The sequence below is a fragment of the Mixta mediterraneensis genome (genome assembly GCF_014946725.1).
GTDB lineage: Bacteria > Pseudomonadota > Gammaproteobacteria > Enterobacterales > Enterobacteriaceae > Pantoea > Pantoea mediterraneensis.
Map to the genome: position 1 here is coordinate 25,305 of NZ_JACFXY010000003.1, position 24,321 is coordinate 49,625.

Consider the following 24,321-nt stretch of genomic DNA (forward strand, 5'->3'; position numbering starts at 1 on the left):
GCCGGTATCGCCCGGCCCTTATTCCCCTTACGCAGAGTACGCTATGTCCTCATCTCGTCCGGTCTTTCGCACCAGCCTGTTGCCCTATCTTTTGGTGCTACCGCAACTGTTGATCACCGCTGTTTTCTTTCTCTGGCCTGCCGGAGAAGCGCTGTGGTATTCACTGCAATCCCTTGATCCATTTGGTATTTCCAGCACGTTTGTCGGGCTGGATAATTTCAGACGCTTGTTGGACGAAGAATATTATCTGGCGTCGTTCTGGACGACGTTAAAATTCAGCGGGTTAGTCACGGTATGTGGCATGGCGTTTTCACTGCTGCTGGCGGCGCTTGTCGATTATGTGGTTCGCTTACGCAAGCTGTATCAAACGCTACTGTTGCTGCCGTATGCGGTAGCGCCTGTGGTGGCGGCGGTGTTATGGATGTTTTTGTTTAACCCCGGCCTCGGCCTGTTTAGTTATTTGCTGAACCAGCTTGGTTATAACTGGAACTACGCGCAAAACAGCGGTCAGGCGATGTTTCTGATTGTGCTGGCCTCAATCTGGCAGCAAATGAGCTACAACTTTTTGTTCTTTTTTGCCGCGCTGCAATCCATTCCTAAATCGCTGACAGAAGCCGCAGCGATTGATGGCGCCGGTCCGGTGCGCCGCTTCTTCAATTTATCGCTACCGCTGATTACCCCGGTGAGCTTCTTTCTGCTGGTGGTGAATCTCATCTACGCCTTCTTTGACACCTTCCCGGTGATCGATGCGGCGACAGGCGGCGGTCCGGTTCAGGCCACCACCACCCTGATCTATAAAATTTACCGGGAAGGTTTTACCGGTCTGGATCTTTCCTCTTCGGCGGCGCAATCGGTGGTACTGATGCTGCTGGTGATCGGCCTGACGGTGGTTCAGTTCCGTTTTGTAGAACGTAAGGTGCAATATCAATGATTGAGAACCGGCGCGGGCTGGAATCGTCAGCCACCTTGTTTTAGTGCTCGGTGTGCTGATCATTCTGTTTCCGCTGTATGTGGCGCTTGTGGCCGCCACGCTGGATACCGATGCGGTATATCAGGTGCCAATGACGTTGATTCCCGGTACGCATTTATGGGAAAACCTGACGCGCATCTGGACGCAGGGCGTAAATGGCAGTGGCCCGGCCTTCGGCATCATGTTGCTTAACAGCATGGTCATGGCGCTGGGAATTACCTGTGGAAAAATCGTGGTGTCGATGCTTTCGGCATTTGCTCTGGTGTGGTTTCGCTTCCCGCTGCGTTCGCTGTTCTTCTGGCTGATTTTCATTACTCTGATGTTACCGGTTGAAGTACGCATTTTCCCCACGGTGCAGGTCATTGCTGACCTGAACATGCTCGACAGCTACAGCGGCTTAACCTTGCCCTTAATGGCGTCGGCTACCGCGACCTTTCTGTTTCGTCAGTTCTTTCTGTCATTACCCGATGAACTGGTCGAAGCGGCGCGTATTGACGGCGCCAGTCCGATGCGTTTTTTCTGGGACATTGTGCTGCCGCTGTCCAAAACCAATCTCGCGGCGTTGTTCGTCATCACGTTTATCTACGGCTGGAATCAATATCTCTGGCCGCTGCTGATCATCAATGACGCCAGCTTAGGCACGGCGGTGGCGGGGATCAAAAGCATGATCTCAACCAGCGGCTCGCCGACTCAGTGGAACGAAGTGATGACAGCAATGTTATTAACCCTGATTCCACCGGTATTGGTGGTATTCGTCATGCAGCGTGCTTTTGTGCGTGGCCTGGTTGAGAGTGAGAAATAAAATATGGCAGGCGTAACGCTTCAGGCGGTCACAAAATCCTACGATGGGAAAAATCAGATCATCCAACCGCTGAATATCACGGTGAATGAGGGTGAGTTTATGGTGATGGTTGGCCCGTCCGGCTGCGGTAAATCTACGCTACTGCGTATGGTGGCCGGGCTGGAGCGCGTCACGACTGGCGATATTTATATCGGCGACAGACGTGTCACCCATGAAGAACCGAAAGATCGTGGTATTGCAATGGTGTTTCAAAATTATGCGCTCTATCCTCACATGTCGGTGGAAGAGAACATGGCATATGGCCTGAAAATTCGCGGCATGGGCAAAGCGCAGATCCGTCAGCGCGTCGCAGAGGCAGCGCGTAGTCTTGAGCTGGAGCATTTGCTGAGCCGACGACCGCGCGAGCTTTCTGGCGGTCAGCGTCAGCGCGTGGCGATGGGGCGCGCCATCGTGCGTGAACCCGCCGTCTTTCTGTTTGATGAACCGCTTTCTAACCTTGATGCCCGGCTGCGTGTGCAGATGCGGCTGGAGCTGCAACAGCTGCATCGTCGCCTGCAAACAACCAGCTTGTACGTTACTCACGATCAGGTTGAAGCCATGACGCTGGCGCAGCGGGTGATGGTAAGGAATAAAGGCAGAGTCGAGCAGACTGGTACGCCGGTAGAAGTCTATGAACGACCCGCCAGCCAGTTTGTTGCCTCATTTATCGGTTCGCCAGCGATGAATCTGCTGGCTGGACAGATCAACAGCGACGGCACGCGCTTCAGTCTTAATTCTTCTTATGCGTTACCGCTAAGTGAGCATAAGGCAGAATGGGCGAATCGTCCGGTGACGCTCGGCATTCGTCCTGAACATGTCCGAATCAGCAGCCGCGAGCAGCATGGCATTCCAATGCGGGTTGAAACGCTGGAGATGCTGGGCGCGGATAACCTTGCGCACGGACGTATTGGCGAAACGCGTTTGGTGGTGCGTTTACCCCACAGTGAACGACCGCAGGCAGGCAGCACGCTGTGGCTGCATCTGCCAGCAGATGCGTTACACTTCTTCGATTCAACTCATGGAAAACGTCTGGAATGAGTCAATATAACTGGCCTTACCCGCATATCGTTGCGCATCGCGGCGGTGGCAAACTGGCACCGGAAAATACCCTGGCGGCGATTGATGTTGGCGCTGAATATGGTCATCAAATGATTGAATTTGATGCCAAATTATCGAGCGATATGCAAATTTTTCTGTTGCATGACGATACGCTCGATCGCACCAGTAACGGCTGGGGCGTCGCGGGGGAACTGCCGTGGGAAAAGCTGGCGCAACTGGATGCAGGCGGCTGGTTCGGTAACGATTTCACTGGCGAACCGCTGGCGCGTCTGGAAGACGTCGCCGCGCGTTGTCGTCAGCATCAAATGATGGCTAACATCGAAATTAAACCGACCACCGGCAGTGAAATTGCAACGGGCCGCGCCGTGGCGCAGGCGACAGCGCAGCTGTGGCAAGGTCAAACCGCGCCGCTGCTTTCCTCCTTCTCATGGGAAGCGCTAAACGCCGCGATGCAGGCGCAACCGGAGCTACCGCGCGGATTGCTGCTGCACAGTTGGGATGAGCAGTGGAAAGAAAAAACCGCCGCGCTGGATTGTGTATCGATCCATATTAATCACAAAGTCGTGGATCAGACGCGCATCGCTGAACTCAGAGACGCTGGCTTACGCGTTTTGGTTTATACCGTAAACAGCCCGGAACGGGCGCGGGAATTGCTGAAGTGGGGCATTGATGCTATCTGCACCGATCGCATCGACATCATCGGCCCCGATTTTATTTAGTTCTGATTTTGCTGCTGGCCCGGCTGCGTTCTAATCACGCGCTGCTGGGCACTGTCACGCTGCTCCTGCATTTTGCGCTGCATATCCTGGTTCTGCCGCTGCTGGTCCTGCTGCAACTTCATTTTTTGCTGCTGCTGTTGAGTCTGCATCTGTGTCTGCATTCGCTGCTGACTTGGGTTATAACCCGGTCTGTTTGGCTCGTTAGTGTTATTCAGCATGTTCGCCATACTGGTTAACGGCAACAATACTGCGAATATGATCGTCCACTTCTTCATGTTACGTCCTCCGTAAATACGATCGCTGTTGTGTAAATCACCCTTAAAAAGGCCTACAGGTCGCAGCTCTAAGTGTATGCGTTATCACAGCTTTTGCCTTTAAAAGTGCGCCGTATTTGACTTAATCCTTACTATTTTGCTGTATTTGTAAACAGTTGCGGAAATGATAATAAATGTAAATAACTGAGGATGCGGCAGAATGACAAAACAAGGCAAAGTTCGCCAGCTCGGCTGGTCGTTGTTGATCTGTTTTACCGTCGTCAGCGGGGCCAGCGCGATTCCCTCGCAGACACCGCCCGTTTCTTATGGTGTCGATAGCGATACGTTCCATCCGGTGAGGGCGCAACACGGTATGGTGGCATCAGTGGATGCGACGGCGACCCGGGTGGGTGTCGACATACTGCGTCAGGGCGGTAATGCTGTTGATGCGGCGATCGCGGTGGGCTTTGCCCTTGCTGTGACGCATCCCCAGGCGGGTAATCTTGGCGGCGGTGGCTTCATGTTGATGCGCACCGCGTCAGGCCATACTACCGCGATAGACTTTCGTGAAATGGCGCCAGGCCATGCATCCCGCGATATGTTCCTTGATAAGCAGGGCAACGCCGACAGCAAGCTCTCACTGACTTCGCATCTCGCGTCCGGCACGCCAGGCACCGTTGCCGGTTTTGCATTAGCCGCGCAGAAATACGGCACGCTTCCACTCAGCAAACTGCTGGCACCGGCAATCAAGCTAACGCGTGACGGCATTGTGGTGAACGATGCGCTGGCTGACGATTTAAAAACCTACGGTAAGGAAGTGCTGATTAATCACGCCACCAGTAAAGCCATCTTCTACAAACCGGACGGCACGCCCTGGCAGAAGGGCGATCGTCTGGTGCAGAAGAATCTGGCGCATAGTCGGTAATGCTCCCAACTTACTGATTTAGTGTATGATGGTGATTTTGAGGTGCTTGCGTGGCTTCCATTTCCATCAGATGTCCTTCCTGCTCCGCTACTGAAGGCGTGGTGCGTAACGGCAAAAGCACTGCCGGACATCAGCGCTATCTCTGCTCTCATTGCCGTAAAACATGGCAACTACAGTTCACTTACACCGCCTCTCAGCCCGGTACGCACCAGACAATCATTGATATGGCCATGAATGGCGTCGGATGTCGCGCCAGTGCACGCATTATGGGCATTGGCCTCAACACGGTTTTACGTCACTTAAAAAACTCAGGCCGCAGTCGGTAACCTCGCGCATACAACCGGGCAGTGATGTGATTGTCTGCGCTGAAATGGACGAACAGTGGGGCTACGTCGGTGCTAAATCACGTCAGCGCTGGCTGTTTTACGCGTATGACAGGATACGGAGGACGGTTGTGGCACACGTCTTCGGTGAACGCACTCTGGCCACACTGGAGCGTCTTCTGAGCCTGCTGTCGGCCTTTGAGGTCGTGGTATGGATGACGGATGGCTGGCCGCTGTATGAATCACGCCTGAAGGGAAAGCTGCACGTTATCAGCAAGCGTTACACTCAGCGCATTGAGCGACATAACCTGAATCTGAGACAACATCTGGCAAGGCTGGGACGGAAGTCACTGTCGTTCTCAAAATCGGTGGAGCTGCATGACAAGGTCATCGGACATTATCTGAACATAAAACACTATCAGTAAGTTGGAGTCATTACCCGCATAGTCTGCAACTCATCGCCCAGCAGGGGCCAGACGCCTTCTACAAAGGAGACATTGCTGATGAAATTGCCGGTGAAATGGCGCAGCATGGCGGCCTGATCAACAAAGCAGATCTCGCCGCTTATCGTGCAGTTGAGCGTAAACCGATCAGCGGCACCTATCGCGGCTATGAAATATTTTCTATGCCGCCGCCCTCTTCGGGTGGGATTCACATCGTACAAATTCTCAACATTCTTGAAAATTTCGATTTGACGAAAATGGGCTTTGGCAGTGCTGATGCGATGCAGGTAATAGCAGAAGCAGAGAAATATGCCTATGCCGACCGCTCTGAATATCTTGGCGATCCCGATTTCGTCAAGGTTCCGTGGCAGGCATTGACCAGCAAAGCCTATGCGAAGTCGCTGGCCCAGCAGATAGATGTGGCGAAAGCGCGTCCTTCCAGCGACATCAAACCGGGCAAGCTTGCGCCTTACGAAAGCAATCAAACCACCCATTTCTCGGTGGTAGACAAGAACGGCAACGCGGTGGCGGTGACTTATACCCTTAATACCTATTTCGGGAGCGGCATCGTGGCAGGCAATAGCGGTATCCTGATGAACAATGAAATGGATGATTTTTCTGCCAGGCCCGGTACGCCAAATGTCTACGGATTAGTGGGCGGTGAAGCTAATGCGGTGCAACCGGCGAAACGTCCGCTCTCTTCAATGTCACCGACTATTGTGGCGAAAGCGGGCAAAACCTGGCTGGTAACAGGCAGCCCTGGCGGCAGCCGCATTATTACTACCGTGCTGCAGATGGTGGTAAACAGCATCGACTACGGTATGAACGTAGCAGAAGCCACCAATGCGCCGCGTTTCCATCATCAGTGGTTGCCGGATCAGCTGCGCGTTGAGAAAGGTTTCAGTCCCGATACGTTGCGCTTACTGGAAAATAAAGGTCAGCATGTAAACGTTCAGCCAGCCATGGGCAGCACGCAGAGCATCATGATCGGACCAGATGGCACGCTCTATGGCGCTTCCGATCCACGCAGTATCGACGACCTGAGCGCGGGCTATTAAGCTCCCAGAACGCCTTGCCGATGCTTTTTAGCGAGATAAAATACAGCAGATTTTCAGGCAGACGAATAAAATCCCTTTTAACATCAAGGGATTGATTTTTGAATTAAATCAAAATTAATCGGAAAATGACTTTACAAACGAGAATGATAATGATTATTATTGTCATGCATTCTCGGGACGTCTCTGACATCCTTAGAAAGCACGACATTGCTCACATTGCTTCCAGTGTTTCTTAGCCAGCCGGGTGCTGGCTTTTTTTTGCCTGACAATCCTCCACTTCTGCACTCAAAGACAGAGCGTTACCGACTCTGCCTGCCTTCTTTTTACAGCATCATATGCTGTAAAAAGCTCTGCTTATCGATGCGTGATAACTGATTCATTTTTTTTGAACAGAGGCGTGAAGTTTTTCAGCTATCAATCCCGTGCTCTCAGGGCCAGACTAGAAAAAATCTTGAGGAGAATTGAATATGATTTATTTACGTAAAGCGGAAGCGCGCGGACATGCCAGCCACGGCTGGCTGGATAGCTGGCACACTTTTTCATTTGCTAACTATTACGATGCCAATTTTATGGGGTTTTCGGCGCTGCGTGTGATCAATGAGGATGTGATCGATCCGGGCCAGGGTTTTGGTACACATCCCCATAAAGACATGGAAATTCTGACATATGTGCTGTCTGGCACCGTTGAGCACCAGGATAGCATGGGCAACAAAGAGCAGATTCCAGCGGGCGAGTTTCAGATCATGAGTGCGGGCACTGGCGTGCGGCATTCTGAATATAACGCCAGCAGCACTGAGGCGCTGCATCTGTACCAAATCTGGATTATTCCAGAACGTACCGGTATTGAGCCACGTTACGATCAACGCCGTTTCTCTGACGTGGAAGGTCGCCAGTTTATCCTGACGCCAGATGCGCGCGACGGTTCGCTTAAGGTTTATCAGGATATGACATTATCGCGCTGGGTATTTGCCGCAGGCGATAGTGACAGCATCGCGATTGAAGCCGGTCGCCGCATCTGGGTGCAGGTAGTAAAAGGTGAGATCAACGTGAACGGTGAGGTTGCCGAAAACAGTGATGCGTTGGCCATCTGGGATGAATCTGCCCTGACTATTGAAGCTAACAGCGCTGCCGAAGTTTTGCTGTTTGATCTTCCCCCCGCTTAAAGCCTTAAGGGGCGCGCCTCGTCACGCCCCAGTGACAATTTAGTGTTAGACTCATCGTAAATCCGACTTCAGGCGCTTACGATGAAGAAAAAAAGACCGGTATTACAGGACGTTGCCGATCGCGTCGGCATAACAAAAATGACCGTTAGCCGTTACCTGCGCAATCCTGAGCAGGTCTCTGCGGCGCTAGGCGAGAAAATTGCCGTCGCGCTGGATGAGCTTGGTTACATTCCTAATCGCGCTCCCGATATGCTTTCTAACGCCACCAGTCGCGCTATTGGTGTGCTGCTGCCTTCGCTTACCAATCAGGTTTTTGCCGACGTGCTGCGCGGCATTGAAGCCATCACTGATGAGGCGGGCTACCAGACGCTGGTGGCGCACTTTGGTTACAATCCGCAAAAAGAAGAGCTGCAATTACGTTCACTGCTGGGATGGAACATTGACGGCGTTATCCTGACGGAACGCGGCCATACGCCGGGTACGTTGCGTATGCTGGAAGTGGCAGGTATTCCGGTAATTGAAGTGATGGACTGCGTAACGCCGTGCCTGGATATGGCGGTGGGGTTCGACAACGTTGAAGCGGCACGTCAGATGACCCCGGCTATTCTGAAGAAGGGCCATCGCCACACGGTATATTTAGGGGCGCGCTTTGATGAACGCACTCTGCAAAAGCAGCGCGGTTATGAAAAAGCGATGCAGGAGGCAGGGCTTACGCCGCATAGCGTGATGATGGAAGATGCCTCCTCGTTCAGCGCAGGGGGTGAATTGTTACGTGAAGCACAGCGTCTTTACCCTGAAACTGACAGCCTGTTTTGTACCAATGATGATCTGGCAGTGGGCGCGATGTTTGAGTGCCAGCGTCAGGGATTACAGGTCCCAATGCAAATGGCAATTGCCGGATTTCACGGCCATGACATCGCACAGGTTGTGACGCCGCGTCTGGCAACCGTATTGACGCCACGCGATCGCATGGGGCGTGAAGCGGCCGCACTGTTGCTGGCCCGTATCGCGGGCGACCACAACGTTAGCCAGCCCCTTGATGTAGGATTTGAAATAACGGAAGGCGGCAGCATCTGATTCTGACAAATATTTGAATCAGCTCACACTTTTATGCTTTTCCGGGTAAAAAGGTTGCCAGGCCGCGAAGCGGTCAAGACAATAAGGATCGGTATTGTTATCGGTAACATTGGCAAGTTCATCTGCCGGAGCAGAAAAATGACAACGCATTCCCCGTCGCATCATGTCTTTATCCTGATGGGCGTTTCAGGCAGCGGTAAATCTGCCGTCGCCAACCAGGTTTCGCAACAACTGAATACCGCCTTCCTCGACGGTGATTTTCTCCATCCACGCGCCAACATCATGAAAATGGCCAAGGGCCATCCGCTGGATGACAACGATCGCCAGCCGTGGTTGCAGGCGTTGAATGACGCCGCGTTTGCAATGCAGCGCACGCAGGCGATTTCAATTATTGTCTGCTCGGCACTGAAAAAGCGTTACCGCGACATCCTGCGTCAGGGTAATGACAATCTGCGTTTCATTTATCTGAAAGGTGATTTCGACACCATCGAATCCCGGTTGAAAGCGCGTAAGGGACACTTCTTTAAGCCGCAAATGTTGGTGACGCAGTTCGCCACGCTGGAAGAACCTGGCAACGATGAGCCGGACGTATTAATGGTGGATATTGATCATTCACTGGACGAGGTTGTAGCGGCTACGGTTGCGACCATCAAGGAAGCAATCAATCAAGGCTAGTCAATGAATACCGCAACACTCGTTTTGACCGCAGCAGGCTCAGTCCTGCTGCTGCTTTTTTTGGTAATGAAAGCCCGCCTGCACGCCTTTGTTGCGCTGATGCTCGTCTCAATTGGTGCCGGTCTGTTTTCCGGTATGCCGCTCGATAAAATCGCAGACACCATGCAGAAAGGGATGGGCGGAACGCTCGGTTTCCTTGCCATTGTCGTGGCGCTGGGAGCGATGTTCGGCAAAATACTGCATGAAACTGGTGCAGTGGATCAAATAGCGAAACGGATGCTGAGTACCTTTGGCGAAAGCCGGGCGCACTACGCGATGGGGATTGCTGGCTTGATTTGTGCGCTGCCGCTGTTTTTTGAAGTGGCGGTGGTGTTGCTAATCAGCATTGCGTTTGCCGTGGCGCGTCGCACCCAGGGTAATTTAGTGAAACTGGTGATCCCACTGTTCGCGGGCGTTGCCGCTTCGGCTGCCTTTCTACTGCCGGGGCCAGCGCCGATGCTACTGGCCTCGCAGATGCATGCCGATTTTGGCTGGATGATCCTGCTGGGCTTGTGCGCTGCCATTCCCGGCATGCTGATTGCGGGTCCGCTGTTTGGCAACTTCATTGGTAATCATGTTACCTTCAGCGCACCGCCGGAGGATCATCAGCCTGATGTTGATGAAAGCAAGCTGCCGTCGTTTAGCTTTAGCCTGGCGCTGATTTTATTCCCGCTGGTGCTAGTTGGCCTGAAAACCATTGGCGCGCGTTTCACCACCGAAGGGACTTCGCTGTATGAATGGCTGCAATTTATTGGTCATCCCTTTACCGCGATTCTGCTGGCGTGCCTGGTGGCGATCTATGGTCTGGCTTACCGTCAGGGCATGGATAAAGAGAAGGTGATGCAGGTTTGCGGTAGCGCGCTGCAACCGGCCGGTATCATCCTGCTGGTGATTGGCGCGGGCGGCGTGTTTAAGCAGGTGCTGGTGGATTCGGGCGTGGGACCGGTACTCGGTAATGCGCTGACGGGCGCAGGTCTGCCGGTTGCGCTGGCCTGCTTTATTCTGTCTGGCGCGGTGCGCGTTATTCAGGGGTCTGCAACCGTTGCGTGTTTAACAACCGTTGGCTTGATTATGCCGGTGATTGAGCCGCTGCATTACAGCGGTGCGCAACTGGCGGCGCTGTCGATTTGCATTGGTGGCGGTTCGATTATTATTAGTCACGTTAACGATGCCGGTTTTTGGCTGTTTGGCCGCTTTACCGGCGCCAGTGAAGCGGAAACGCTGAAAACCTGGACGCTGATGGAAACCCTTCTCGGCACGGTTGGGGCTGTTGTCGGCATGATTGCATTTGAGTTGCTCTCTTAATGCAGTGAGGCGGGTTTAAAGCCCGCCTCAGCCTGATCGTTTAAGGCTTTAAATACACCCGGATTCCATCCAAAAACATCTGCGTTGCCAGCATAATCAAAATCAGCCCCATCAGACGTTCCAGCGCGTTCACGCCTTTATCACCAAGCAATTTCAGAAACAAACCTGACAGCAACAGAATCACTACGGTGATGCCCCAGGCGAGTAGCAGCGCACCGACCAGATGCGACATTTGATGGGGATATTGATGCGACAGTAGCATCAGGGTTGCCAGCAGCGATGGCCCGGCGACTAAAGGGATCGCCAGCGGCACGAGGAAAGGCTCTTCGCCAGCAGGCAAACCGGTGCTGCTGCTCTCCGGCGAAGGAAAAATCATTTTAATGGCGATCAGGAACAGGATCACGCCGCCAGAAATAGAAACGGTTTCAGTGCGCAGATTCAAAAACGCCAGGATGCGTTCACCGGCAAACAAAAACAGCAACATAATTGTCAGCGCAATCAGCATTTCGCGGATTAACACCACACGTCGCCGTCTGGGTTCCAGATGCTTTAAAACCGACATAAAAATCGGCAAATTGCCCAGTGGATCCATAATTAACAACAATAATATTGTTGCAGAAATCATTTCAGTCATTTGTTTTACGTCGTCTTGTTGCCGAAAAACCGGCGTTATTAGGAACGCTGCTGAAAAAGTTAGCGCTATCGCATTAATTCACTTGCCAGAAATGCTGCATTTTGTAGAGTTGATGGTCACAGGTAAATCTGATTATTACGCAGAGTGGCGTGAAAGTGACATTCTGCTCTTCCCATTGATAGAAAGTCAGGTGATGCATACAACCTGAAACGGGCACAACATGAAGAATGTAGGTTTAGTTGGTTGGCGCGGTATGGTCGGCTCAGTGCTAATGTCGCGCATGATCGAAGAGCGTGATTTTGATGTTATCAATCCGGTCTTTTTCTCCACCTCACAATATGGCCAGGCGGCGCCGGAATTTAGCGGTAAACGCGGCGTGTTGCAGGATGCGTTTAATATCGATGCGCTGAAAGCGCTGGACATTATTATCACCTGCCAGGGTGGCGACTACACCAGTGACGTTTATCCGAAGCTGCGCGCCAGCGGCTGGAAAGGGTACTGGATTGATGCGGCCTCCACGCTGCGTATGCAGAATGATGCCATTATTATTCTCGATCCGGTCAACCATCAGGTTATTCGTCAGGGCATCGACAGCGGTATCAATACCTTTGTTGGCGGTAACTGCACCGTAAGCTTGATGCTAATGTCGCTCGGCGGCCTGTTTGCTCAGGATCTGGTTGAGTGGGCATCGGTTGCCACCTATCAGGCTGCGTCGGGTGGTGGCGCACGTCACATGCGTGAACTGCTGACGCAAATGGGTATGCTGCACGATCACGTAGCGAAATCGTTGCAGGATCCCGCCTCGGCGATTCTGGATATTGAGCGCAACGTCACCGACTTTACCCGTTCCGGCACTTTACCAACCGATAACTTCGGCGTGCCGCTCGCCGGTAGCCTGATTCCGTGGATCGATAAGCAGCTTGAAAATGGTCAGAGCCGTGAAGAGTGGAAAGGCCAGGCGGAAACTAACAAGATTCTGCGCACTCAACACACCATTCCGGTGGATGGTTTGTGTGTACGTGTGGGGGCACTGCGCTGCCACAGTCAGGCATTCACGCTAAAACTGAAAAAAGATCTGCCGCTGGCTGAGATTGAACAGCTACTGGCATCGCATAATGAATGGGTGAAAGTGGTGCCGAACGATCGCGAGCTGACGATGCGTGAACTGACACCCGCTGCTGTTACCGGCACGCTGAACACGCCAGTTGGCCGCCTGCGCAAGCTCAACATGGGGCCGGAATATTTCTCCGCTTTCACAGTGGGCGATCAGCTACTGTGGGGCGCGGCTGAACCGCTGCGTCGCATGTTGCGTCTGTTGGTAGACTAAACTTCTTCTCTCTTCATCAAAGCCGGAAATGTCCGGCTTTTTTGCATTTTATACTGTAATAAGTCAAATCGTTTCGCTTGCTAAGTGATCAGCTTCCCCTTTTTGATTGTTAGTAAATAATTTTTTGCTTTCTGACCTGGAAAATTCCAACGCCAAGCTATGATTTAGCAATGATGTGCCGCTAGTTGACTGTTTTGATTTCCGAACTGAATGGTTGTTGTACACGGCAAAGAATCTTCCCCATGGACTGGCTCTCTCCCTTGTCGTTGTACGCATGGCTCAATGAAGAGCAGCGCATCTGATGCGCGCGAAAGATCGCGCCCATTTCGCCTGCCAAATATCACAGGAAGAAAGTCATGTCAGAGCTTCCCGTTCGCCAGACGATCAACGCCCTGTTTGCGGGTAATTATGCCGATCCCTTTTCGTTACTGGGGATGCACCAGACTGAACATGGCCTTGAAGTGCGGGCTTTGTTACCCGAAGCCTCGGAAGTCTGGGTCATTGAAACGAATACCGGACGAAAACTCGCCTAACTCAAGTGTGTCGATTCACGTGGTTTTTTCAGCGGCGTCATCCCGCGCCGCAAAAATCCTTTCCGCTATCAGTTGGCGGTGAACTGGCATGGGCAACAAAACCTGCTGGATGATGCTTACCGCTTTGGCCCCCTGCTGGAAGAGATGGATGCGTGGTTACTGGCGGAAGGCACACATCTGCGGCCTTATGAAACGCTGGGCGCCCATGGCACGGTCATCGATGGCGTCAGCGGGACACGTTTCTGCGTATGGGCGCCAAATGCGCGCCGTGTTTCCGTGGTCGGTGATTTCAATTTCTGGGATGGCCGCCATCATCCCATGCGGCTGCGTCGCGAAATGGGCATCTGGGAACTGTTTGTGCCGGGGGCTTTTAACGGCCAGCTATACAAATTTGAAATTATTGATGTTAACGACAAGCTACGCATTAAAGCCGATCCCTTTGCTTTTGAAGCGCAGATGCGTCCAGAAACGGCTTCAATGATTTGTGGCCTGCCGAACAAACTGGAGATAAAAGCCGAGCGCAAAGCGGCGAACGCGTTTGATGCGCCCATCTCCATCTATGAGGTCCATCTCGGTTCCTGGCGTCGCCACACCGACAACAATTTCTGGCTGAGCTACAAAGAGCTGGCTGAGCAACTGGTCCCTTACGTTAAAGAGATGGGATTCACCCACATTGAACTGCTGCCGATTAACGAGCATCCGTTTGACGGCAGCTGGGGGTATCAGCCGCTGGGCATGTACGCGCCGACGCGCCGCTTTGGTACGCGGGATGAATTCCGACAATTTATTGCCAGCGCCCACGCTGCGGGTCTGAACGTGCTGCTGGATTGGGTTCCTGGTCATTTCCCCAGGGATGATTTTGGCCTGGCGAAGTTCGATGGCACTGAACTCTACGAGCACAGCGATCCGCGTGAAGGCTACCATCAAGACTGGAACACGCTGATTTACAACTTTGGACGCCGCGAAGTCAGCAACTATTTATCGGGTAACGCGCTGTACTGGATGGAACGCTTCGGCATTGACGGCCTGCGCGTTGATGCGGTGGCATCAATGATATACCGCGATTACAGCCGTGCCGAAGGGCAGTGGATCCCCAACCATTACGGTGGTCGGGAAAATCTCGAAGCGATTACCTTCCTGCGTTATACCAATCGCACGCTGGGCCACGCTGCACCAGGTTCAATTACCGTGGCGGAAGAGTCTACCGATTACCCTGGCGTATCACGTCCACCGGAAAGCGGCGGGCTGGGTTTCTGGTTCAAATGGAACCTCGGCTGGATGCACGACACGCTCGACTATATGAAACTTGATCCGGTACATCGTCGGTATCATCACAACCTGATGAGCTTTGGCATGATGTACAACTATACCGAGAACTTCGTGCTGCCGCTGTCGCATGATGAAGTGGTGCATGGTAAGGGTTCCATTCTCGACCGTATGCCGGGCGATGCATGGCAAAAATTTGCCAACCTGCGTGCTTATTATGGCTGGATGTGGGCCTTCCCCGGCAAAAAACTGCTGTTTATGGGGAATGAATTTGCTCAGGGCAAAGAATGGAATCACGACGTCAGCCTTGACTGTCATCTGCTGGAAGGCGGTGACAACTGGCACAACGGCGTGCAGCGCCTGGTGCGCGATCTTAACTTTACCTATCGCCATTATACCCAGCTTTATCAGCTCGACTTCGAACCTGAAGGCTTTGAATGGTTAGTCGTCGATGACTTTGAAAACTCGGTGTTTGCCTTTGTGCGCCGCGATCGTGAAGGCAACGAAATGATTGTCGTCAGCAATTTCACGCCGGTGCCCCGTCCGGCATATCGCTTTGGCGTTAATCAGGCAGGTGGCTGGCGCGAGGTGTTGAACACCGATCAGCATGAATATCACGGCAGCGATGTACGCAATCATCAGGTATGGACCGATCAGATTGACAGTCACGGTCGACCACAATCGCTCAGCCTGAACCTGCCACCGCTTTCAACCGTGTGGCTGGTGCGGGAGGGTGAATGACGTTGAAACCTGGCCGTATTGCGCCGTTAGGCGCCAGTTACGATGGCAAAGGCGTCAATTTTACGCTGTTCTCGCAACATGCTGAGCGTGTTGAACTTTGCCTTTTCGACGATTTCGGCCTTGAGCAACGTTTTGATTTACCGGGCTGCCACGACGGGATCTGGCACGGCTATTTTTCCGCGCTCAAGCCGGGGCAGCGTTATGGGTACCGCGTACACGGTCCCTGGGCGCCGGAACATGGGCATCGCTTTAACCCAGCAAAGCTGTTAGTCGATCCCTGCGCTCGCGCAGTCGTGGATGATGTGCCGGATGATTCGCGCTTCAACGGTGGCGAGACCGCACCTGATCTGCTGGACAATGCGGCGTTAGCGCCAAAGTCGCTGGTGATTGCGGAAGATTTCGACTGGGAAGATGACGTCGCACCTAACACGCCCTGGGGTAAAACGGTTATTTACGAAGCCCATGTGCGGGGATTCACTAAACAGCATCCGGAAATTCCGGAAACGCTGCGCGGGACTTACGCGGCGCTGGGCCATCCTGTTATGGTGGATTATCTGCGCCATCTTGGTATTACTGCGCTTGAACTGCTGCCGGTTGCCCATTTCGCCAGCGAGCCACGGCTCTTGCATCTGGGCTTGAGCAATTACTGGGGCTACAACCCGTTTGCCCTGTGGGCGATCGATCCGCGTTATGCCTCCGGTCAGGAAGGTTTAACGCCCTTACAGGAGTTTCAGCAGGCGGTAAAAAACCTGCACGCCGCAGGCATCGAGGTCTTGCTGGACGTGGTGTTTAACCACACCGCCGAGCTAGAGGAGATCGGCCCGACGCTCTCTATGCGCGGCGTTGATAATGCCAGCTATTACTGGCTGAACGAGCAGGGCGAGTACCAAAACTGGACCGGCTGTGGTAACACGCTCAATCTCCATCATCCACGCGTGATGGAGTGGATGCTGGAAGCGTTGCGTTATTGGGTACGCGTTGGCCATGTTGATGGCTTTCGCTTTGATCTTGCCACGGTGCTGGGCCGCACGCCGGATTACCAGCGTGATGCGCCGCTGTTCGCAGCGATACGGGCCTGTCCGTTGCTGTCGAAGGTCAAGCTTATCGCCGAGCCTTGGGATACCGGTCCCGAAGGGTATCAGGTTGGCAACTTTCCGCCGCCATTTGTTGAATGGAACGATCGGTTTCGTGATACCGCGCGGCGCTACTGGCTGCAAGGCGAAATAAGCAACGGTGAGTTTGCCCGGCGTTTTGCCGCTTCCAGCGATCTCTTTCAGCATGAGACACGTTGTCCGCATGCCACGATCAATCTGATTACCGCTCATGATGGCTTCACGCTATGTGATCTGGTGAGTTTCAATAAAAAGCACAACGAAGCCAACGGTGAAGATAACCGCGACGGCCACGACAGCAATTACAGCCACAATCATGGCAAAGAGGGGCTGAACGTTAGCTTCGATGTGTTTGAACGCCGCCGCCGCAGCCTGCACGGTTTGCTTACCACGCTGCTGCTGGCGCAAGGAACGCCCATGCTGCTGGCGGGCGATGAGCGCGGCAATAGCCAGTACGGCAATAACAATGCCTACTGTCAGGATAACGTACTGAGCTGGCTCGACTGGCAGGCGGATGATAAAGGTCTGGTTGATTTCACCGCTGCCTTGATCCACCTACGCCAGCGTATTCCTGCGCTGACCGGAGATCGCTGGTGGCAGGAAGATGACGGTAATGTGCAGTGGCTCAATGCCAGCGGCAAGCCATTGCAGCACGAAGAATGGACGCAGGGGGCGCATAGATTGCAGATCCTGCTCTCCGGCCGCTGGTTAATAACAATAAACGCCACGGACTCGGTGAGTAATATCGTCTTACCAGACGGAGAATGGTATGCCCTTCCTCCTTTCGCCGGGGATGATAATCCCATCCTGTTAACTGTCTGGCATGGTCCCGCACACGGTGTGTGCGTGTTCCAAAAGCAATCATAAGGAGTCAGGCATGGTTAAATTAGACAGAACAGAACACCTGATGCTGGCCCGCCAGCTCCCTACACAAACGGTTGCCCTGATCCTCGCAGGAGGACGTGGCACGCGCCTGGTTGACCTGACGGCAAACCGCGCCAAACCTGCGGTACACTTCGGCGGCAAGTTTCGCATCATCGACTTTGCGCTCTCCAACTGTATCAACTCGGGGATCCGCCGTATTGGCGTGATTACGCAATATCAGTCGCATACGCTGACGCAGCATATTCAGCGGGGCTGGTCGATTCTCAACGAAGAGATGAACGAGTTTGTCGATCTGCTGCCCGCACAGCAGCGCTTCTCTACCGAGCACTGGTATCGCGGCACCGCGGATGCCGTAACGCAAAACCTCGATATTATTCGCCGCTATCAGGCGCAATATATCGTGATTCTGGCCGGGGACCACATCTATAAAATGGACTACTCGCGCATGTTGCTGGATCACGTTGGCAAAAACGCGAAATGCACCATTGCCTGCTTACCGGTGCCGGTACATGAAGCCACGGCGTTTGGCGTCATGGCGGTGAACGAAGAGAACATAGTAGTCGATTTTGTTGAGAAACCACCAAAACCGCCAACCATGCCGGGAGACGATACCAAAGCGCTGGCCAGCATGGGGATTTATGTTTTTAACGCAGATTACCTCTATCAGCTGCTCGAAGAAGATCAACAAGCGCCTAACTCGAATCACGATTTTGGTAAGGACATCCTGCCAAAAATTGTAGCGAGTGGTGAAGGTTACGCCCATTCGTTTGCCCTTTCCTGCGTGCAAATGGACGACGAAGCACCGCCTTACTGGCGCGATGTCGGGACCCTGGAAGCCTACTGGCGTGCCAACCTTGACCTGGCTTCGGTCACGCCGGAGCTGGATATGTATGACCATACCTGGCCCATTCGTACGCACATGGAGCCGCTGCCACCTGCGAAGTTTGTACAGGACCGCTCCGGTAGTCATGGCATGACGATGAACTCCTTAGTCTCCGGCGGCTGCATCATTTCTGGTTCAGTGGTGGTGAATTCGGTTTTATTCCCGCGCGTACGCATTAATTCATTTTGCAATATTGATTCCACCGTGCTGCTGCCTGATGTGGTCGTGGGCCGATCCTGTCGTCTACGCCGCTGTGTGATTGATCGTGCCTGCGTGCTGCCAGAAGGCATGGTGGTTGGCGAAAATCCTGATGAAGACAGCCGGCGGTTTCACCGTTCGGAAGAGGGCATCGTACTGGTCACCCGTGCCATGTTGGCCAAACTGGCTAATGCGGGACAGTAAGCGATAAGCGGCACACGCAATCGGCACGCGGATCGTGCCTGATAAACTTAATGAGGTCGAGGATGCAGGTTTTACATGTCTGTTCAGAACTTTTTCCGCTGCTCAAAACTGGCGGGCTGGCTGATGTAGTCGGGGCATTACCTCAGGCACAAATTGCGGGTGGAACGGATACGCGGGTGCTGATTCCCGCGTTTCCAGCATTGCGCAAAGGCATAACGGAGACGCAAGTCGTCGCGGAGCTAAACACCTTTGCCGGTGATGTGCGCTTACTTTTTGGACATTTCAATGGTGTGGGCATTTATATGATCGATGCCCCAGGACTGTATGAGCGACCGGGAAGCCCCTACCACGACGAATCTCAGTTCGCTTACGTTGATAATTATCTGCGTTTTGCGCTGCTCGGCTGGATGGGATGTGAGCTGGCGTGTGGGCTCGATACCTACTGGCGTCCTGACATCGTACATGCGCATGACTGGCATGCGGGCCTTACCTGCGCCTATATGGAAGCACGGGGTCGCCCGGCAAAATCAGTATTTACAGTGCATAATCTGGCCTATCAGGGGCTCTTTTCTGCCCATCATCTGGATCAGATTCAGCTACCCTGGTCGTTCTTCAATATGCACGGCTTAGAGTTTTTTGGACAAATTTCTTATCTGAAAGCCGGTCTGTTTTATGCCGATCATGTCACGGCAGTTAGCCCAACTTATGCTCATGAGATCACCTCGGCGGAGTTTGGTTATGGCATGGAAACACTACTGGCGCAGCGCATGCTTGAAGGGCGCCTAAGCGGCGTGCTCAACGGGGTTGATCCCTCCATTTGGGACCCAGCGCATGATTTGCTACTCAGTGCGCGTTACAACCGTGACACGCTGGAAGCTAAGGCAGAAAACAAGCGTCAGCTCCAGATCGCCATGGGGCTGAAAGTGGATGAAAAAGCGCCGGTATTCGCGGTTATCAGTCGTCTGACGCGTCAGAAAGGGCTGGATTTAGTGCTCGAAGCGTTACCTGGCCTGCTGGCGCAAGGGGGGCAACTAGTGCTGCTTGGGCAGGGCGATGCGGAGTTGCAGCAGGGCTTTTTAGCGGCTGCGGCAGAGCATCCCGGCAGCGTGGGGGTGCAGATTGGCTATCACGAAGCATTCTCACACCGCATTGTTGGTGGCGCTGATGTCATTATGGTGCCAAGCCGCTTTGAGCCTTGCGGCTTAACGCAGTTATACGGCTTGAAATATGGCACCTTGCCGCTGGTGCGAAGAACCGGTGGCCTGGCCGATACGGTTAACGACAGTTCGTTAGAGAATCTGGCGGATGGTATCGCCAGTGGTTTTAGTTTTGAGGACAGTAACGCCTGGTCACTTCTTCGGGCGATTCGGCGCGCTTTTGTATTGTGGTCCCGGCCCTCGCTATGGCGTTACGTCCAGCGTCAGGCGATGGGAATGGATTTTAGCTGGCAGGTGGCAGCACAAGCTTATCGCGATCTCTACCAACGTTTGCTGTAACTGATGAGATACTGGATATGAATGCACCTTTCACTTACGCCTCACCGACACTGACAGTTGATGCCCTAAAGCACTCGATTGCTTACAAACTGATGTTCACCATTGGTAAAGATCCCTCGATTGCCAATAAGCACGAATGGCTGAACGCCGCTCTGCTGGCGGTGCGCGATCGCATGGTGGAACGTTGGCTGCGCTCCAGCCGTGCCCAGCTGTCGCAGGATGTGCGTCAGGTTTATTACCTGTCGATGGAGTTCCTGATGGGCCGCACATTAGGAAATGCGCTGTTAGCGATGGGCATTTATGACGATCTCAACCAGGCGCTGGATGAAATGGGGCTTGATCTGGCTGAATTGATGGAAGAGGAGAACGATCCCGGCCTCGGTAACGGCGGCTTAGGCCGTCTGGCCGCCTGCTTTCTTGATTCTCTTGCCACACTGGGCATGCCGGGACGGGGTTATGGCATTCGCTACGATTACGGCATGTTCAAACAAAATATCGTTGATGGTCAGCAGAAGGAATCGCCGGATTACTGGCTGGAATATGGAAATCCGTGGGAATTCCAGCGTTTCAATACCCGTTATAAGGTGCGGTTTGGCGGACGTATTCAGCATGAGGGCGCTAAGGTGCGCTGGCTGGAAACCGAAGAAATCCTGGCGATGGCTTACGATCAAATCATTCCGGGCTTTGATACCGACGCCACCAACACATTGCGGTTATGGGGCTCCCAGGCCAGTAATGAGATCAACCTCGGTAAATTTAATCAGGGCGATTACTTCGCTGCGGTGGAAGATAAAAACCACTCGGAAAACGTTTCGCGGGTGCTTTATCCTGATGATTCAACCTATTCAGGTCGCGAGCTGCGCTTGCGGCAGGAATACTTTCTGGTCTCGGCCACCGTACAGGACATCCTGAACCGTCACTGGCGTATGCATCAAACCTGGGACAATCTGGCAGATAAAATTGCGATTCACCTCAACGATACGCATCCGGTTTTGGCAATTCCTGAACTGATGCGCTTGCTGATCGATGAACAGAAGTTTAGCTGGGACAACGCTTTTGAAGTGATCTGCCAGGTATTCTCTTATACCAACCATACATTGATGACCGAAGCGCTGGAAACCTGGCCTGTGGATATGATTGGTCGGATCCTGCCGCGTCATCTCAGTATCATTTTTGAAATTAACGATTATTTCCTGAAAACTATCCAGGATTACTACCCAGATGACTGGGATCTGCTGTCGCGCATTTCCATTATCGACGAAAAAAATGGTCGCCAGATTCGTATGGCATGGCTGGCGGTAGTGATCAGTCATAAAGTTAATGGCGTTTCTGAGCTGCATTCCAACCTGATGGTGCAGTCGCTCTTTGCCGACTTCTCCCGGCTGTTTCCGGGCCGTTTCTGCAACAAAACCAACGGTGTAACACCGCGTCGCTGGCTGGCGCTGGCAAACCCGGCGTTGTCTGACGTCCTGGATGAAGAAATTGGTCGTAACTGGCGCACCGAGCTGAGCCAGCTTAATGAGCTGAAAACGCAGATTGATTACCCGGCCTTTATTGAAAAAGTGGCGGTGGCGAAGCATCAGAATAAACGTCGTCTGGCGGAGTGGGTGGCGAAAAATCTGGATGTCGTGCTTGATCCGAACGCGTTATTTGACGTGCAGATTAAGCGCATTCACGAGTATAAACGCCAGCTTCTCAACGTGTTACATGTGATTACTCGCTACAATCGCATTAAAGCCGATCCGGATGGCGACTGGACACCGCGTGTGAATATTTTTGCGGGTAAAGCGGCATCCGCTTATTACGTGGCAAAGCATATCATTCATCTGATCAACGACGTTGCGAAGGTGATCAATAATGATCCGCAGGTGAAAAACAAGCTGAAAGTGGTCTTTATCCCGAATTACAGTGTCAGCCTGGCGCAGATCATCATCCCGGCTGCCGATCTTTCTGAGCAGATTTCAACCGCGGGCACATAAGCCTCTGGTACCAGTAACATGAAGTTTGCGCTGAACGGCGCATTAACTATCGGTACGCTGGATGGCGCTAACGTTGAAATGCTTGAGCATGTCGGGGAAGAGAATATCTTTATTTTTGGCAATACCACGCCTCAGGTCGAAGCATTACGACGCGACGGTTACAATCCGCGTAAATATTATGAAGAGGATGCAGAGCTGCACCAGGTACTGACGCAGATTGCATCCGGCGTATTTAGTCCACAAGAACCGGAACGCTACCGTAATTTGTTCGATTCGCTGGTGAATTTCGGCGATCACTATCAGCTGTTAGCCGACTACCGCAGCTATGTGGATACGCAGGATAAAGTGGATGCGCTTTATCGCCGACCTGAAGAGTGGCAACGCCGCGCCGCGCTGAATATCGCAGGGATGGGTTATTTCTCGTCAGACAGGACGATTCAGGAATATGCGGATGAGATCTGGCATATTTCGCCAGTGCGATTGTAGTGAAGGTTACGCCTGGCGTGGGAGATCACGCTGTGAAGCGTTCCGCCCGCCAGGCGGGGGAGTTAGCACGGTCTGACGGGCCGGTCAGGCACGTAGTGGTTCACTCCGTGAGGATTCCGCCCGCCAGGCGGGGGAGTCAGCATGGCCTGACGGGCCGGTCAGGCACGTAGTGGCTCACTCCGTGAAAGTTCCGCCCGCCAGGCGTGGGGAAGTTTCAGCATGGCCTGTGCAGGCGGACGTGTTAAGGGGCTTACGCCCGCCCCTTAACAATCCCGGCGTCCGGCAGCCTTCGCTGTCCCTTCGTCACTCACTGCGGCCTGACGGACCGTCCGGACTCGCCGTCCTGGCTCGTTCCGGCCTCTCGCCGACGTCCTGTCGGCTCGTCCTGGCCTCCGCTCTCTCCTCAGCGCGCCGGATGCCTTCTCAGACCGCCTTCTGTGAGTGATAAGTTTTTTCTCGGCCAGGCATTGTCTGTTGGTCAGGAATGCAAAAACTACAAAATTATCGCGATGAATTCATAAAAGGAAAAAGCCGCTGTTGCAGCGGGGGATTACCAGAGGCCATCCCGTCCGCTGAGCGGATGAGGGATTTCAGGACGAGCGGCAGGGAGGCCGCGAAGAGGACGGCATGAGCCAGGACGGCGAATCTATCCGGTCCGTAAAGAAATCGCGAAGAAGCGAAGGCACCGCGCAGCGGCGGGCGGGCTGGCCGGAAGCGCGGGTCAAGGGTTGCCGCTCTGCAAACCTTGTCGGTCGCCCGCAGCGGCAGTAATGAAACTGCCCGTCTGCCCGGGCGAACGAAACCTCACCGCGCTGATCCGCAGCACCAGACAGCCCCTCACCATGCCGGTTCGCGCCACGAATACCTTCTTCAACGTCAGTTGGCGTCCGAACCAAATTACCTCCCGGCCTGCACAACGCAGTAAAACAGCGACAGAAAGATACCGCTGTTGCAGCGGGGGATTAACAGAGGCCATCCTGCCCGCTGAGCGGATGAGGGATTTCAGTACGAGCGGCAGGGAAGCCGCGAAGAGGACGGCATGAGCCAGGACGGCGAATCCATCCGGTCCGTAAAGAAATCGCGAAGAAGCGAAGGCACCGCGCAGCGGCGGGCGGGCTGGCCGGAAGCGCGGGTCAAGGGTTGCCGCTTTGCAACCCTTGTCGGTCGCCCGCAGCGGCAGCAATGAAACTGCCCGTCTGCCTGGGCGAACGAAACCTCGCCGCGCTGATCCGCAGCACCAGGCAACTCCTCACCGCGCCGGTTCGCGCCACGAATACCTTCTTCAACGTCAGTTCGCGTCCGAACCAAATTACCTCCCGGCCTGCACAACGCAGTAAAACAGCGACAGAAAGATACCGCTGTTGCAGCGGGGGATTAACAGAGGCCATCCCGTCCGCTGAGCGGATGAGGGATTTCAGGACGAGCGGCAGGGAATCCGTCCGGTCCGTAAAGAAATCCCGAAGAAGCGAAGGCACCGCGTAGCGGCGGGCGGGCTGGCCGGAAGCGCGGGTCAAGGGTTGCCGCTCTGCAACCCTTGTCGGTCGCCCGCAGCGGCAGTAATGAAACTGCCCGTCTGCCCGGGCGAACGAAACCTCACCGCGCTGATCCGCAGCACCAGACAAATCCTCACCGCGCCAGATCGCGCCCCGAACAAATCTCTCACCACGCTGGTTCGTGCCACGAATACCCTCTTCAGCGCCGGTTCGCGTCCGAACCAAACCAGCCG

The 24,321-nt window shown here is 53.7% G+C and carries 15 protein-coding genes and 5 pseudogenes; 17 read left to right on the forward strand and 3 right to left on the reverse strand.

The annotated features are described in order from the left end of the window. Nucleotides 1-43: 43 nt before the first annotated feature. The 4 genes and pseudogenes from ugpA (at nucleotide 44) to ugpQ (ending at nucleotide 3,589) form a co-directional block, all read left to right on the forward strand. Nucleotides 44-931: a sn-glycerol-3-phosphate ABC transporter permease UgpA gene (gene ugpA / locus H2P46_RS06655; RefSeq protein WP_193404403.1), complete on the forward strand. Its 888-nt coding sequence runs from the start codon at nucleotides 44-46 to the stop codon at nucleotides 929-931. After that, a pseudogene (ugpE, locus tag H2P46_RS06660) lies at nucleotides 928-1,772 on the forward strand (sn-glycerol-3-phosphate ABC transporter permease UgpE). Before ugpA ends, ugpE begins: the two are co-directional and overlap by 4 nt. Nucleotides 1,773-1,775: 3 nt before the next feature. Then, the gene (locus H2P46_RS06665; RefSeq protein ID WP_193404404.1) at nucleotides 1,776-2,849 is read left to right on the forward strand and encodes a sn-glycerol-3-phosphate import ATP-binding protein UgpC; all 1,074 of its coding nucleotides are present in this window, start codon (nucleotides 1,776-1,778) and stop codon (nucleotides 2,847-2,849) included. Further along, complete coding sequence (gene ugpQ, locus H2P46_RS06670; RefSeq protein WP_193404405.1) at nucleotides 2,846-3,589, forward strand: glycerophosphodiester phosphodiesterase; 744 nt, start codon at nucleotides 2,846-2,848, stop codon at nucleotides 3,587-3,589. The genes H2P46_RS06665 and ugpQ overlap by 4 nt, the downstream gene beginning before the upstream one ends. On the opposite strand, the gene H2P46_RS06675 is transcribed toward ugpQ, so the two are convergent. Further along, nucleotides 3,586-3,864, reverse strand: coding sequence for a DUF2756 domain-containing protein (locus H2P46_RS06675; RefSeq protein ID WP_193404406.1), 279 nt, complete (start codon nucleotides 3,862-3,864; stop codon nucleotides 3,586-3,588). The two genes, ugpQ and H2P46_RS06675, sit on opposite strands and share 4 nt — an antisense overlap. A gap of 199 nt (nucleotides 3,865-4,063) precedes the next feature. Here H2P46_RS06675 and H2P46_RS06680 point away from each other — a divergent pair. The 7 genes and pseudogenes from H2P46_RS06680 to gntU all read left to right on the forward strand — a co-directional run. Next, nucleotides 4,064-4,762: pseudogene (locus H2P46_RS06680) on the forward strand (gamma-glutamyltransferase); the annotation flags it as partial. A 56-nt stretch (nucleotides 4,763-4,818) separates the two neighbouring features. Continuing rightward, a protein-coding gene (locus H2P46_RS06685) for an IS1 family transposase (RefSeq protein ID WP_239952247.1) occupies nucleotides 4,819-5,516 on the forward strand; the annotation gives its coding sequence in 2 pieces (ribosomal slippage) (nucleotides 4,819-5,068 and nucleotides 5,068-5,516; 699 coding nt in all). A gap of 17 nt (nucleotides 5,517-5,533) precedes the next feature. Then, nucleotides 5,534-6,592: pseudogene (ggt, locus tag H2P46_RS06690) on the forward strand (gamma-glutamyltransferase); the annotation flags it as partial. A 467-nt stretch (nucleotides 6,593-7,059) separates the two neighbouring features. Next, nucleotides 7,060-7,755, forward strand: a complete 696-nt coding sequence (locus tag H2P46_RS06695; protein ID WP_193404407.1) for a pirin family protein — start codon at nucleotides 7,060-7,062, stop codon at nucleotides 7,753-7,755. A gap of 81 nt (nucleotides 7,756-7,836) precedes the next feature. Then, entirely contained in the window at nucleotides 7,837-8,832 is a 996-nt protein-coding gene (gene gntR / locus H2P46_RS06700) for a gluconate operon transcriptional repressor GntR (protein ID WP_193404408.1), read from the forward strand. Nucleotides 8,833-8,970: 138 nt separating this feature from the next. Beyond that, nucleotides 8,971-9,507 carry a gluconokinase gene (gene gntK / locus H2P46_RS06705; RefSeq protein ID WP_193404409.1) on the forward strand — a complete coding sequence of 179 codons (537 nt, stop codon included), beginning with the start codon at nucleotides 8,971-8,973 and terminating at the stop codon, nucleotides 9,505-9,507. A 3-nt stretch (nucleotides 9,508-9,510) separates the two neighbouring features. Next, nucleotides 9,511-10,851, forward strand: coding sequence for a gluconate transporter (gntU, locus tag H2P46_RS06710; protein ID WP_193404410.1), 1,341 nt, complete (start codon nucleotides 9,511-9,513; stop codon nucleotides 10,849-10,851). A 40-nt stretch (nucleotides 10,852-10,891) separates the two neighbouring features. On the opposite strand, the gene H2P46_RS06715 is transcribed toward gntU, so the two are convergent. Beyond that, on the reverse strand, nucleotides 10,892-11,485 hold the full coding sequence (locus H2P46_RS06715) for a YhgN family NAAT transporter (protein ID WP_193404411.1): 594 nt from the start codon (nucleotides 11,483-11,485) through the stop codon (nucleotides 10,892-10,894). Nucleotides 11,486-11,705: 220 nt separating this feature from the next. Here H2P46_RS06715 and asd point away from each other — a divergent pair, with 220 nt between their 5' ends. From asd to glgP, 6 genes and pseudogenes are all read left to right on the forward strand, one after another. Further along, entirely contained in the window at nucleotides 11,706-12,812 is a 1,107-nt protein-coding gene (gene asd, locus H2P46_RS06720; RefSeq protein ID WP_193404412.1) for an aspartate-semialdehyde dehydrogenase, read from the forward strand. Nucleotides 12,813-13,168: 356 nt separating this feature from the next. Further along, nucleotides 13,169-15,352: pseudogene (gene glgB / locus H2P46_RS06725) on the forward strand (1,4-alpha-glucan branching enzyme). Further along, complete coding sequence (gene glgX, locus H2P46_RS06730) at nucleotides 15,349-17,331, forward strand: glycogen debranching protein GlgX (RefSeq protein WP_193404413.1); 1,983 nt, start codon at nucleotides 15,349-15,351, stop codon at nucleotides 17,329-17,331. The pseudogene glgB and the gene glgX overlap by 4 nt, the downstream one beginning before the upstream one ends. Nucleotides 17,332-17,341: 10 nt before the next feature. Next, nucleotides 17,342-18,634 carry a glucose-1-phosphate adenylyltransferase gene (gene glgC, locus H2P46_RS06735; protein WP_193404414.1) on the forward strand — a complete coding sequence of 431 codons (1,293 nt, stop codon included), beginning with the start codon at nucleotides 17,342-17,344 and terminating at the stop codon, nucleotides 18,632-18,634. Between the two features lie 62 nt (nucleotides 18,635-18,696). After that, nucleotides 18,697-20,130: a glycogen synthase GlgA gene (gene glgA, locus H2P46_RS06740; protein ID WP_193404415.1), complete on the forward strand. Its 1,434-nt coding sequence runs from the start codon at nucleotides 18,697-18,699 to the stop codon at nucleotides 20,128-20,130. A 17-nt stretch (nucleotides 20,131-20,147) separates the two neighbouring features. Further along, a pseudogene (gene glgP / locus H2P46_RS06745) lies at nucleotides 20,148-22,595 on the forward strand (glycogen phosphorylase). 1,133 nt (nucleotides 22,596-23,728) lie between these two features. On the opposite strand, the gene H2P46_RS06750 reads toward glgP, so the two are convergent. After that, a complete protein-coding gene (locus tag H2P46_RS06750; protein ID WP_193404416.1) occupies nucleotides 23,729-24,109 on the reverse strand; it encodes a hypothetical protein in 381 nt (126 codons plus the stop codon). Between the last annotated feature and the right edge of the window lie 212 nt (nucleotides 24,110-24,321).